This window comes from Oleiphilus sp. HI0123, from assembly GCF_001635315.1.
The window spans coordinates 1-12,854 of record NZ_LWGE01001111.1 but is presented as its reverse complement, the minus strand read 5'-3'; the positions used below and the strand labels follow the sequence as shown (position 1 = coordinate 12,854).

At 45.9% G+C, this 12,854-nt stretch carries 13 protein-coding genes; 9 read left to right on the top strand and 4 right to left on the bottom strand.

What is annotated here, in order from left to right:
• Nucleotides 1–1,438, top strand: a 1,438-nt coding sequence (locus A3761_RS11265; protein WP_156491801.1) for a molybdopterin dinucleotide binding domain-containing protein, incomplete at its 5' end; no start/stop codon positions are given.
• A gap of 198 nt (nt 1,439–1,636) precedes the next feature.
• A complete protein-coding gene (locus A3761_RS11260; protein WP_068514373.1) occupies nt 1,637–3,064 on the top strand; it encodes an aldehyde dehydrogenase family protein in 1,428 nt (475 codons plus the stop codon).
• Between the two features lie 78 nt (nt 3,065–3,142).
• Here A3761_RS11260 and hrpB read toward each other — a convergent pair whose 3' ends face one another.
• Nucleotides 3,143–5,692 carry an ATP-dependent helicase HrpB gene (gene hrpB / locus A3761_RS11255; protein ID WP_197469692.1) on the bottom strand — a complete coding sequence of 850 codons (2,550 nt, stop codon included), beginning with the start codon at nt 5,690–5,692 and terminating at the stop codon, nt 3,143–3,145.
• A 155-nt stretch (nt 5,693–5,847) separates the two neighbouring features.
• Between hrpB and A3761_RS11250 the strand changes: the two genes are divergently transcribed.
• From A3761_RS11250 to A3761_RS11235, 4 genes are read left to right on the top strand one after another with little or no spacing between them, the layout of a single operon-like run.
• The gene (locus tag A3761_RS11250; RefSeq protein ID WP_068507760.1) at nt 5,848–6,360 is read left to right on the top strand and encodes a hypothetical protein; all 513 of its coding nucleotides are present in this window, start codon (nt 5,848–5,850) and stop codon (nt 6,358–6,360) included.
• A 42-nt stretch (nt 6,361–6,402) separates the two neighbouring features.
• Nucleotides 6,403–6,696 (top strand): hypothetical protein, encoded by a 294-nt coding sequence (locus A3761_RS11245; RefSeq protein ID WP_068514376.1) that lies wholly within the window; start codon nt 6,403–6,405, stop codon nt 6,694–6,696.
• Nucleotides 6,697–6,726: 30 nt separating this feature from the next.
• Nucleotides 6,727–7,206, top strand: coding sequence for a methyl-accepting chemotaxis protein (locus A3761_RS11240; RefSeq protein ID WP_068514378.1), 480 nt, complete (start codon nt 6,727–6,729; stop codon nt 7,204–7,206).
• Nucleotides 7,207–7,998 carry a methyl-accepting chemotaxis protein gene (locus tag A3761_RS11235; protein WP_068739672.1) on the top strand — a complete coding sequence of 264 codons (792 nt, stop codon included), beginning with the start codon at nt 7,207–7,209 and terminating at the stop codon, nt 7,996–7,998. It begins immediately after the preceding gene.
• A gap of 104 nt (nt 7,999–8,102) precedes the next feature.
• On the opposite strand, the gene A3761_RS11230 is transcribed toward A3761_RS11235, so the two are convergent.
• Nucleotides 8,103–9,101 carry a fatty acid desaturase family protein gene (locus tag A3761_RS11230; RefSeq protein ID WP_068553719.1) on the bottom strand — a complete coding sequence of 333 codons (999 nt, stop codon included), beginning with the start codon at nt 9,099–9,101 and terminating at the stop codon, nt 8,103–8,105.
• A gap of 203 nt (nt 9,102–9,304) precedes the next feature.
• Between A3761_RS11230 and A3761_RS11225 the strand changes: the two genes are divergently transcribed.
• Together A3761_RS11225 and A3761_RS11220 are read left to right on the top strand one after the other, a co-directional pair.
• The gene (locus A3761_RS11225; RefSeq protein WP_068553718.1) at nt 9,305–10,102 is read left to right on the top strand and encodes a DUF1223 domain-containing protein; all 798 of its coding nucleotides are present in this window, start codon (nt 9,305–9,307) and stop codon (nt 10,100–10,102) included.
• Nucleotides 10,103–10,450: 348 nt separating this feature from the next.
• Nucleotides 10,451–10,849, top strand: a complete 399-nt coding sequence (locus A3761_RS11220) for an MAPEG family protein (RefSeq protein WP_068511332.1) — start codon at nt 10,451–10,453, stop codon at nt 10,847–10,849.
• A 76-nt stretch (nt 10,850–10,925) separates the two neighbouring features.
• Here A3761_RS11220 and A3761_RS11215 read toward each other — a convergent pair whose 3' ends face one another.
• Nucleotides 10,926–11,507: an AAA family ATPase gene (locus A3761_RS11215; protein WP_068511330.1), complete on the bottom strand. Its 582-nt coding sequence runs from the start codon at nt 11,505–11,507 to the stop codon at nt 10,926–10,928.
• A 1-nt stretch (nt 11,508) separates the two neighbouring features.
• Nucleotides 11,509–11,916, bottom strand: a complete 408-nt coding sequence (locus A3761_RS11210; RefSeq protein WP_068511328.1) for a hypothetical protein — start codon at nt 11,914–11,916, stop codon at nt 11,509–11,511.
• Between the two features lie 136 nt (nt 11,917–12,052).
• Between A3761_RS11210 and A3761_RS11205 the strand changes: the two genes are divergently transcribed.
• Nucleotides 12,053–12,580 carry a DUF1439 domain-containing protein gene (locus tag A3761_RS11205; RefSeq protein WP_068511326.1) on the top strand — a complete coding sequence of 176 codons (528 nt, stop codon included), beginning with the start codon at nt 12,053–12,055 and terminating at the stop codon, nt 12,578–12,580.
• Nucleotides 12,581–12,854: the final 274 nt, after the last annotated feature.

The window sequence follows — 12,854 nt, the reverse complement described above, 5'->3', positions numbered from 1 at the left end:
GACGCAGCAAGTTGCACGAGACTCTGCTAATGCTAAAGCGGGATGCGTAAGAATTGACTTGGGTCTGCAGCAGTCACTGCATTCCACCTTGACGGCATATTTGGAAAAAATGCTGTATATGGTGACCGGCAATTTCGGGAAAACTGGCGGCAATAATCTGCACACTTTATTTGTTCCCTTATTAGGTAATTCGGACGAGCGTCGCCGCGAGTACAAGCTCACGGCTCATCATAAAATGATGCCGATTTCGGGAATGTATCCACCAAACATATTGCCTGATGAAATTGAACATGAGGGCGAAGATCGTTTACGAGCGATTTGGGTGGATAGTAGCAACCCCGCTCGCAGTTACGCTGACTCTAGTGCCTATGAACGCGCTTTTTCTAAGTTAGATTTGTTGGTTGTTGTTGATGTAGCGATGACTGAAACGGCTCGCTTGGCGCACTACGTTCTGCCAGCTGCCTCTCAGTTCGAGAAGTGGGAAGCGACAGGTTTTAACGCGGAGTTTCCTGAGAACTTCTTTCATTTGCGTGCACCGATGTTTGAGCCTTTACCGGGTACCTTACCTGAGCCTGAAATCTATGCGCGCTTGTTAGCGAAAATGGGTAAGATTCCAGAGAATTTCCCTGTATTGGAACGCATCGCTAAATACGAACCTGAGATTAGTGCTCATCAGGGCTTCTTCGCTGCCTTGATGGCGACTTTTAAATTGAACAAGGATTGGGCCCCCTACGCGCCTTCAATTTTGTATCGTACTTTTGGCGCAGCCTTACCGGAGGATGCCGCATCTGCTGCGCTAATTCTTCCTTTAGCGATGGACTATGCTAGAAAACACGAGGCTGCCGTGAGGCGCGCAGGTGTAAAAGGTAATCAATTCACCTTAGGCGTTAATCTATTTCGGCAGATATTCAATAGTCGCTCTGGGTCGATAATTAGTAAACATACCTTTGATGAAATGTGGAAGTTTATTCGTAATAAAGATGGCCGCATTCACCTGGAAATTGATGAAGTGTTCTCGGAATTAAGAGGTCTGAACAATGGTTTGAAATTCGATGATGGCTATCCCTTTATTCTGATGGCTGGGGAAAGGCGCGCCTATAATTCAAACCAAATTTTTAGAAATCCAGCATGGCGTAAAGTTGATAAAGACGGCGCTTTACGTATTCACCCTGACGATGCAGAATCACTAGGTGTTGGCAAAGGGGATAAGCTGCTTTGTAAAACCGCGCAAGGCCAGCTCGAAGTGAGTGTCGAAATCGACGAGGGTGTTCGTCAGGGTATGGTTACCTTGCCTCACGGTTATGGTATGCGCTACAAAGATGGCGAGCCTAATGGCCCTGCTATAAACTTTTTAACAGCAGGTTCCCACTGTGATCCGTTTACTAAAACGCCTTATCATAAGTATGTACCGGCGCATTTAGAGAGAATAGCTTCCTAAGTTGTAGGCAGAGACTTTCACGGCTTGCGGGCGGGCTAGCACGTGGCAGATTCCAGCGAGGGGCGGAAGTCTCTGCCTACGGTCGGTATATATTGGTTTTGTACCCTGCAAGCCAAAAGAAAAAGCAGTTCAATATTATGGGTAGCCTTGTTATCGTAAAGCAAATAACTTGTTTCGATATCCAGGAAGCTCTGTCTTATGCTGAACGAAAATTATCCTTACTATCTTTCGAATAAAGCCGTTTTTGCCAATCAGGACTTGAAGGTCTATGACAAGTACAGTGGTGAATTGGCTTGTTCAGTTGCATTGGCAGAGAAACAGGCGATTGATCAAGCCATAGCAGCCGCTCAGGCAGCAACAAAACCCATGGCAAGTTTGGCGGCATTTGAGCGCCAGGCTGTATTGGATCATTGCGTTAAACGCTTTACTGAACGTTTTGATGAATTAGCCGAAGCGCTTTGTATCGAAGCAGGCAAACCCATCAGGGATGCGCAGGGTGAAGTGACGCGTTTAATTGATACCTTTCGTATTGCGGCAGAAGAGTCCACTCGCATCGCCGGTGAAGTTATTCCCATGGATATTAGCGCTCGCGCCAAGGGTTATTCAGGCATGAGTAAGCGAGTACCGATTGGCCCTTGCTCGTTTATCAGCCCTTTTAATTTCCCTTTGAACTTAGCCGCCCATAAAATTGCACCCGCGATTGCAGCGGGATGCCCATTCATACTCAAACCAGCCAGTTTAACCCCTGTGGGTGCTTTGTTAATTGCCGAGGTGCTTGCAGAAACGAATCTACCTGAAGGCGCATTTTCTGTCTTACCTTGCCATCGGGAAGGTGCCGGATTATTTACAGAAGATGAACGTTTGAAGTTACTAAGCTTTACCGGCTCACCAGATGTGGGCTGGGCCTTGAAAACTAAAGCAGGCAAAAAGAAAGTCGTCCTCGAATTAGGGGGAAATGCTGCTTGTGTCGTGGACCAGGATGCTGACATCGACGACGCCGTAGCGCGAATCGTTTTTGGTGCGTTCTACCAATCGGGGCAAAGTTGCATCGGTGTGCAGCGGGTTTACGTCCATGAAGAAATTTATCCGCTATTTAAAGATAAATTACTAAACGCTACGCGAGCACTGAAAATGGGTGACCCGAAAGATCCTTCAACCTTTATTGGCCCCATGATTTCGGAAGGCGAAGCTAAACGCCTGCAAGACTGGATTGACGAGGCAGTAGAAGCTGGCGCAAAGCTTTTATGCGGTGGCAAAAGGGAAGGTGTCATGATGCAAGCCTCCTTACTAGAAAGTGTTGGGAAAGGACAAAAGCTCCGAGAAGAAGAGGCCTTTGGGCCAGTAGCGATTCTTGAACGTTTTAATGACTTCGACGCGGTGCTGGAAGAAGTTAACGATAGCAAGTTCGGTCTGCAGGCAGGGATATTTACACGGGACTTATACAAGGCGAATAAAGCATGGGATATCCTCGAGGTTGGAGGCGTCATAATCGGCGATGTACCGTCCTGGCGTGTTGACCATATGCCTTATGGCGGAGTGAAAGACAGCGGCCTGGGTCGTGAAGGTATTAAGTATGCAATCGAAGACATGACTGAACAACGTTTACTGGTGATTCGCACGCCATAAATTGGATATATGATGCCCATAGGCAGAGGGTTTCATCCCCCTTGCGAGCCTCGGATGGATCTGCACAGGTTTTGGGCTTCACTTTCGCTTTATCGAACGTCCGGCTTTTTCTTCTAATGGCTTATCTGGCCATCTGTGTTTGGGGTAGCGGCCCTTCATACCCTTAGCGACTTCAAAGTAAGAGCTGTTCCAAAAGTTAGCGAGATCACTGGTGGTCTGGATAGGCCTCCTGGCCGGTGACAGCAATTCAAAACGTAAGGGAACGCGACCTTCAGCCAGGGTCGGAGAGCTTAGCTCGCCAAACACCTCTTGAAGCACAACTGAAACTGTTGGGCCTTGGTCACTGTCGTAGCGAATTGGAACACGTTTCTGACTTGGTGTTTGGTAATGCGTTGGGGCTTCGCTTTCGATGCGCTGCTGATCATTCCAGTCCAGGCAGCTTTTCACTAGCTCAAGAATGTTTACTTTTTTAAGTGCGTTCATACTGCTGACGCTAGATAAATAGGGTAGCAGCCAAGTCTCGATATCGTCGATTAAGCTTTGTTTTGACAAGCTTGGGAAGTTTTCAAGGTGTTGTCCTAGCCAGCTTGCTCGGGCCAGCCAGTCATCGCATTGCTGCGTCCAGTTTAAAACGCTTAAGCCTTGTTTCTTGACCAGCTGAGCCAGGCATTGGGTGAAGGCATCGTTTGGAATATTGCTGATGACTTGGCTATCTATGGTAATCGCGCCAATACGGGTTTGCATAGAGCCCGTTATTTTCTGCGTTTTAGGGTTGATCTCGAAACGTTCTTCTTCGTTGATATGCTCGGACAAGACTTCGAGAGCTGAGGCTTTGTCAATGGCTGCCGCGCTATAAATCCGGCCCTCTTTCTTCTGTGCATCGCAGTCAGCAATGACTAACCAAGGCTCATCAAAGAGTGAATCGTCTTCGTTGAGGTAAGCGCCTTTACCGTTCGCCATCAAATATTTGCCGTCTCCTGCTTGGCGCTGTTTGGCCAGTCGCTCAGGGAAGGCGATGAGTAAGAGTTTGCCAAGGTCTGCAGGGTAGATAGTCGGCTCAATATCTGCTTTCGAAGCGGCTAATTTTGCTAATTGCTTTTGCAGCGACTGAGTGCTTGAGAAGGCTTGCTCGACTCGTGAACGATGGAAGGCGTAGTCTTTAAGGGACTGTGCTTTGTCTCGGCCAAAATCCGACAGCGCGTTGAGACGTCTGGATATGTCGGTATCTCTATTATGGAGAAAGATATCTTGTTCAGAAAGCAGAGCGGCTAAGTTGCAAGCGACACGCTGATCTTCGGGCTTGTCGGTGCTTAACAACATACTTGCAAGGCGCGGGCTAACAGGTAGCTTTGCCGCGAGCTTGCCCAGTCGGGTGACCTGAGCTTGTTGATCCAGCAAACCGAGGTCTTTGAGTACTTGCATCGCGGCATTGTAATGCGCTTCCGGAGGCGCCGTGAGCCAGGGGATGCTCTGGTAGTTGTTATTTCCCCAAAGGCATAATTCTAAGCCGAGCTGAGTTAAGTCACTTATGCAGATTTCTTCGCTTTGAAAGTCACTCAGAGACTGTTGTTTGCTCTCGCTCCATAAGCGAATACAGTGGCCAGCCTGGGTTCTGCCTGCACGGCCCTGACGCTGTTCGGCCGATGCTTTGGATATGTACTTGGTTTCCAGACGACTCATACCGGAGCCAGCGTCATAACGCATTTGACGTTCAAGGCCACTGTCAATGACGCAGCGAATCCCTTCGATGGTCAAGCTGGTTTCGGCGATATTAGTGGCGAAAATAATCTTTCTTCGGCCTTGCTCGTCTTTCTGCAGAGCCTGCTCCTGTTTCTGAAGGCTTAGCCCGCCATAGAGTGGCAGAAGTAGCAGGTCATTGTCGGAATAACGTTCTTGCGCACTGGCTAGGCAGCGCTTAATTTCACCTTGGCCGGGGAGGAAGACCAGAATATCGCCGTGTGCATCATCTTGAAGCGCGCTTCGGATGGCTCTGAGAACTTGCTTATCGAGGTATTCATTAGGACTATTGGCGGCTTGATAGTCAGTAGCTACCGGGAATGTTCGCCCCGGGCATTCTACGATGGGGGCTGCGTTCATATAGTGTGAGAGCATTTGTGTATCGATGGTCGCAGACATGACCAGGAGCATCAAATCATCTCTAAGCGCTTGTTGAACTTCGAGACAAAGCATTAGTGATAAGTCACTATGAATTGAACGTTCGTGAAACTCATCGAAGATCACCAGGCCAATATCAGATAGCTCCGGGTCCTGCTGTAATCGTCGGGTGAGAATACCTTCAGTAACGACTTCGAGAACGGTGTTTTGCGACACATTTCGATCATTCTTGATCTGATAACCTATGCGTTCACCGACTTTCTCCCCAAGCTGTTTCGCGAGGTAGTAAGCAATGGCCTTAACGGCTACACGGCGAGGCTCCAGTAAAAGAATCTTTTTCCCTTGAAGTGCCAAGTCCTTGAGTAAGGCCAAAGGTAAAGCGGTTGATTTTCCCGCACCGGGTTCGGCTTGAAGTACTAATGCCTTATGTTCGCTCAGTTGAGCAATCACTTGAGGAAAAAACTGGGAAATGGGTAACAAAGACAGGGCTCCAGAATGACAGGCTTGCGTCATTTTATAAGATCCTGAGCGCAATAAAAGCCTTTAATTAAGTGAAACAGCAGCTTGTCTGGTTTTGTCAAAACGGGGTTTAGCGACTATATATAGTATCGAGTGAAGAACTATATATATAAAATCGGGTTAACAGCTCTATTTGGAGAATGATAATAATGCTAAAAAGAATTGCCCTATTTGTTACCATATTGATGCTGTTTTCTTCCCAGGGTTTTGCTGGTGGCGATGCACCTTATCCGGCCGACTGGCGTTCCTGGACATCGGTTTCTACCCCCTTGACCAGTATCGGTGCTCTACCAGGCTGTGACGCAGATGTAAGCAGTTTACCGCCTATTTATCAGGGAACGGTTGAGACATATTGCGGTGTTAGGCCAGAAGGCCCTGGTGCCGTTTCGGTATTGGTCGAGCCAAGTAAGACGGAGAGTTACAAGACCAAAGATGGAAAAATGGCCGATGGTGCATCGATGATTCTTCACCTTAAGGAATTAGGTATTCTTCTCGTTACTGGCCACAAAAGTGGTGACGCAGTTTATAGCGTTTTCAAAGAGGATGGAACGGACATTACTGCAGCGGACCCTGCCTCACCCTTGAGTGTAGAGACATGCTCGACTTGTCACTCAGGCTATGAAGCGTTTTGTGTCAAAGGCCAATGTGCTAGTGGGCAATAGCCGTAATGGTTTCTAAGTTATCAAGGACGGGTAAGTGACGATATGAACAAGCTATTCCAGATAGGCAATATTTTACTGCTATCGTTTATGGGTTTCGCTCTAGTGATTGTGTTATCACTTAGCTGGGTGCTCTACAGCAGTATGTACAATGCTGAAAGAGATAAGCTGATTCAGGTTAGTGAAGCTAGCCTAAAACCAATCGTTAATTTAGCAACACGCAGTGTCAATGGTGCCAACAAAATGAAACTGCGTAATAAAGATGCGCAATCTTTGTATGCGTCTTCAGGTTTGCTTTATTTGAAAATAGAAGGGATGTCTAAAGCGAGCCCCGCCTAGGCGTTTGCGAAAGCTCAGCCACCTCGTGCAATGGAATATGAGTACAGGGCTGAAATCGGGGGCGTGCAGCAAGCTTCTATAGACGAACTGCTCGCCAGTACTCATAAGCAATTTATTGATACAGAAGACTATTTATTTTTAAGCAGGTCGCCTCTGGATGAGGTGGAAAACGGAGCGCAAATTACGGCAGTATTTTCTGTGCTTAGTCTAGAAGGGATTCAGCGTCATATCTTGAAGGAAATGGCCTGGCCAGTGTTAGTAGTGACTGTGTTAGCTGCGATCTGCGCCTTACTTATCGGCCGACACATCTCCAAACCGATCTCTGATGCTTCGAGACAAATCAGCCATATTAGTCATACCTTAGATATGGGGCTCCGTGTTGAGTCCAGCTCACCCGTGATAGAAATAAATGGCATGGTACTAACCTTCAATAAATTTCTAGATCAAGTCGAAGGAATCATTAAGCAGTTAACTGAGCTGGTTGATCATATTAGCGAGGCATCAGAGTAATTGAGCTCTTTGACGATTAATACTCAAGATAGAATTAATCAACAGAAAGACCAATCTGAACGCGTTGCGACAGCGATTACACAGATGAGTGTGGCAGTATCTCATGTGACGGATAACGCGCATTCGGCAGCGGAAGCAGCGAAAGAAGCGAACTCCGAGGCCGAATCCGGGTCCCAAGTTGTTAATGTTGCGGTATCGGTGATTGATCAGCTAGCTGAAGGTGTCGAACATACAGCCGAGACCATACAGCGTGTTGAACAGGATACGCACAACATAAGTACCGTGTTAGATTTTATTCGAGGCATCGCTGATCAAACAAACTTACTAGCCTTGAATGCCTCCATCGAGTCGGCTCGTGCAGGAGATAGTGGTCGCGGCTTTGCCGTCGTTGCAGATGAAGTGCGTACCTTGGCGAGTCAGACACAGAAATCGACTGAAGAAATTCAGCACTTGGTTCAGCAGCTACAGGCGGGTACCGAAGGTGCAACTGAGTCAATAGCTTTAGGCCAAGAAATGGCTAAAGACAGCGTGGAAAAAGCTCGAGACGCTGATAATTCCTTGCAAGCAATCACCCGAAGTGCTCACACGATCAGTGATATGAATGCGCAAATAGCGACGAGCGCAGCAGAGCAAGCAGAGGTGACAGAAAGCGTTAGCCGAAGTATTAATGAGATTTCTGAGCTGTCAGAACAAATTGCTACTGACTCCCATAACTTTGCCAATTCCAGTGCACAGCTTGGTGAGCTAGCCGCTCAACTTAAACAGCACATCGCAAAGTTTAAATTGGGATAAATCCAGCGTTGGCAGAGGGTTTCATCCCTCGCTGGATTAACCCTGTGCTTGCCCGCTTGCGAGCCGAGGAAGGCTGTGCATACATCTATGCTGCGAAGTGTTTTTCATCCAGCAGAAGCTAATCGAATAATCTCTGGATAACCCTTTTCCACCAACGCCTCTTCATTACTCTTATAAAATCCACGTAGCTTAAGAATGCGATGCATTTCAGATAGTCGATAGCTGGGAACGGTTGGGAGCAAATGATGTTCGCAGTGATAGTTCACATAATTCGGTGCAAACAGTAAACGCTCCCACCAGTTGGCGATGGTTGTACGTGTCGTGTGGCGAACATCCTCTGAGGCAAGTGCTGGCATGGCGCCGTGCTCGGCGATTTGACGAACTCGAATGATGAAGGGATGAGTAAAAATATAGGCAATCCACCATAAAGCATAGAGGCTGGCATGTCCGCTCGCCGCCAAGATACTAAAAAATATAAGGTGGAAACTGACGACGTGAAGGTAGTTTCTAAGTCCCATTTTCCAGCCAGCATCTGTTCCGATCTTATCGCTGTTTACACCCAAGGAAACGGCATTTCCAGCACGCCCTGGAAGTACATAAAATAACAAAGCTGATGTTGCCTTGAGCCCAGATAAACCAAGAAAGTCACGAATGATCTTGCGCTTAAAGCTATCTTTGCTAACCGGGTATTGAGCAATGTTACCAACATCGGGGTCTTCGTCGGTTCCGGTTTTAGTGTGGTGAGTAAAGTGATAAGGACGGTAGAAGTCGATAGGCACAAGTACCGGAATACCTGCCAACCAATGGCCAACCAGGTCATTCTGCTTTTGGGTGGAAAAGAATGAGCGGTGAGAGCATTCATGCAGAAGTATACCAAGACCGAGTTGCCGTCCTCCTAGAATGAATAAAGCCACTATGACGGTAATGATATTTGGCCAAACAGCAACGATAAAGAAAGCAAAAGCGATGAGTAGCCAGTTGAAGGCAAACATTAGATAAGCCCTTAGGTCAGAAGCAGATTTCAGGTAGCGAATTTGGCCAACCGATAGGTAATCGCTAGCTTTTTGCTTTACCGTTTTTGCTGAATCGCTTACTGAACTCATATCGACCTCGTATTTATTGTGCATCCTATACTTTTCATACTAGCAGCAATAACGGTATTCAATCAATAATATGAATTTGTATTCATTTTATTTGTAGGTGAGTACCAATTTTTTGAATGTGTTGGAACTATCATGTTCTTTTGAAGTCATAACTACATATGCGTATCCCTCATATTGAGGTATAAGAGATAGGAGTTGCCCGCGTGTACGGTTCTAAAGTGCGACGTTTTACAGGCTTGATGGTATGTCTTTTGTTGAGTGTGAATTATATGGCCTCGGTAAATGCTCAAGAACGAAACTTACGTTTTACCAGCTCAGATGAGCCAGGCAGTCTGATTGAGCTTTACACTTCACAAGGTTGTAGCAGTTGCCCTCCAGCTGAACGATGGATCAGTAAGTTCAAGCACGATAAGCGTTTATGGAAGTCACTTTTCCCTTTAGCCTTCCATGTTGATTATTGGGATTACATCGGTTGGAAGGATGAGTTTGCCAAGGCTCAATATGGCAATCGGCAGCGCCTTTATCAGCGTCTAGGTTTAATTAGACAAGTCGCGACTCCGGGATTTATTGTGAGTGGCAAGGGCTGGAATGGGTGGTTTCGGTGTCAACGCTTACCCCAGGCACAGAGGGTAGAGGGTCTAGGTGGTTTACAGATTGATATTGATGGACGCGAGGTGTTAATTCGCTATACCACCAAGATAGAAGCAGAGCAGGATAAGTCGTTCAAGATCAATATAGCCTTACTCGGCTTTGATATGCTCTCAAACATTAATGCTGGTGAAAACCGCGGCAGAAATCTACAGCAAGATTTTGTTGTACTGTCCTTACACCATGAGTTTTTACTCAGCAAGAAAGATACTGCTAGTAGGCAGGAGTTGTGGAGCAGTCGGCTTCGATTGCCGGAAAGTGTTGATCGCCTCGGTGTAGAGATGGCATTGCTAGGCTGGACTACCAAGGGAGGTGAGTTAAATCCATTACAGGTCACAGGAGGGTGGTTGTAATGATAATCATTATCAATTAATGTATTTGTTATTAGTTAGATAAATACCGAGGGAAAGTATATGCCTAAGTTGATAGATGATAACTGGATTGTGATTACTTCACTTGGAATGGCGTTGTTCATGTGTGTACTTGCTCTGGTGTTCCCAATCTCTTATTAAACCTTTCTTGCAGAATTGCAGGGTTAAATCGTCGTGTCGCTTTAACGTTAATAGCTTCGTTTGTCCTACTGATAGAACTGTGTATTTAAGGTTTTAGGTAGCATTAGGGTGATGAGGTAAGCATTAAATAGTATTCAGCGCTTTACAATTAGTGAACCCAATCACTTATGAAAGTACTAGGATCAATATATGGAAGTATTTGCAGACTATCAACTCACGCTACTCATTGTTGGACTGACCGGCTTATTGCTGCTCACCCAAATACTTGTTTCTGACGCAGCATCAATTAAATTGAAACATACACCGGGTTATCCCGTCGAAGCTGATCACGCTAGATTTTTATTTCGAGCCTCTCGTACTTATTCAAATACCAATGAGACGATCGCGGTATTTATCCTGTTTGCTTTGTTTGCTGTTTATAGTGGTGCCGATGCAAGCTATATCGACGCGTTTTCTGTGACCTATTTTGCTGGGCGTGTGATGCATATGTTGTGCTATTACGCGAATATAGCCTTGGCCCGGAGTATTGGTTTTGTTATTAGTCTGATTGGTTTAATTGGTATGTTTGTGACTTCGCTGACGGTTTGATAGGCCCTCATCTGCATTTTAGAGTCTCTTAGTTTGAAGACAGAGCTATCTGACTTAGCGGCGTGTGTATCAGGCTTTAACTTTCTAGTAGAAATCTCGCCCAATCGGGCAGGGTGTTTGCTTTTTTCGTTACTAATCCTTGCGTGATCTGAGCAACGAGATCGAAGGGCTTTAGGTAGTCAGAGTTGTCTAAGAGATAAGCTTTGTCTGCCAGCACTAGCGCTGTTTTTATATTTTGCATGGTGCGAGGTATACGGCTGACGACTTTATCTTCTGGTACTGCGTGACCGCCTTCTTCAATCCTTTGCTGTATTCGTGCTTTGTTAAGTTCGGGGGTTGAAAGATGAACGAAGACGATAATTACTTCGTAACCGTGAGCTTTGGCTTTTCCTACAAAGTCGATTTTGGAGGGATGAGAGAAAACGGTTTCAAAACAGAAACTACGTCCTTCTTCCAAGAGCTCATTCCTGAGCCGCTCAGCGATGGCTGCGGCTTGATAGCTATGCGCTTCAGGCGCATCGGGGAATACTTGGCGAGCGATATTATCGGCGTTAACGAAGGGTAGATCACGAGGTTGTAGCTGCGTTCTATAAAAGGTAGATTTTCCTGCGCCATTTCCTCCGGCGAGCAGCCACAGCTGTTTTGATTCTTTATTCAATTTATACTCTAGATTCTATAAATACGCCATTTTCAAAATAGCCGGTGGTGACATTACCTTGTTGGTCGATTCTTTCAAGCATGCCCTTATCAGTACTTGAGGCCTGAAAGGCATAATTGGTAGTGGTGATGTTTCTCATCAAAGAACCTGAGTCGCGTTGTTGTTCCAGGTTGCTGAATATATCGTCAGCATCAATGTCGACATTATGCGTTTCTTCTACATTGATTTTTGCAAGACCACTGTTTACTTTAATGAGTGTTTCAGGGTCTACGACACCAGAAACCCCGCGGCCTATTTCTGCCCAATATTCTATCTGTTCAGCCACTGAGCGCTTGTTAAGTTCACCACTTAACTTGGCTTGTTTCATAAGTTCACTTTCTAAACGGATAGGGGAATTGGATTTAGCCATCAAAGAATCTCCAAACTGAGGTTGATATCTGGATTGTAGCGGATTGCTACGCTTAAAGCTAATGTTTGTAGTGAATCGCTACAGATTCTTTTAGGCTCGCATGATTTGCTGTACTTAAGGTAAACTCACATTCACTATGACCCGTATTTTTGTATTCTTACTTATGTTTTCATTCTCCCAGATGTCCTCAGGATTTACCTACACCATTGAGCTGACAGAACGAAGCTTGCAAGAAAAGATTGAGGCGATGATGCCCTTAGAAAAGAAACAGTACTTCTTTACTGTTCGCTTGTCCGAGCCAAAAGTGGAGTTAATCAACGTCAGTAATGAAGTTGGCTTTTTTATGCATGTTGATGTCATCGCACCAGGCGGCTTTAAAGGTGGTGGCAGAGGTAAAATCGCCGGTACCGTCCGCTACCAGCAGGATAGCGGGGAATTTTATTTAGACTCACCTCGACTGGTCGACCTTGAGATCGACTTATTGCCAAAACAACTAACACCAAAGATTGCCAAACTGGCTGAGCTAGTGCTGTCTAAAGCTAGCGAGAAGCTTCCTGTCTATCGCTTACGTGACGATGATGCTAAGCACCAATTAGCAAAATCTACTTTGAAGTCTATCAAGGTTAGAGATCATAAACTATTGATTACATTAGGCATGTTTTAAATATGACCTCCGGCTTCTACTGAGCTCCGAATTTTGAGGGGCGAACCCTCTGCCTACGAAAGAGCTAGATGTCATGGCTGACATCTAGCTAACTGTCTGAATAAAAAAGAAAAATAAAATAATTGTGACTATTTCTGCGTTTTGTCCGTCTATATCTCTGTAAATTGGTTTTTTTGTTCTAATTTTTTTCTTCAGAATGGAGAGATATAGGAATTTCACGGTCATAGGTATCTATGTTCGTCCGTATTTGCTTTAGGTTTGTGAAGCAGGGCAG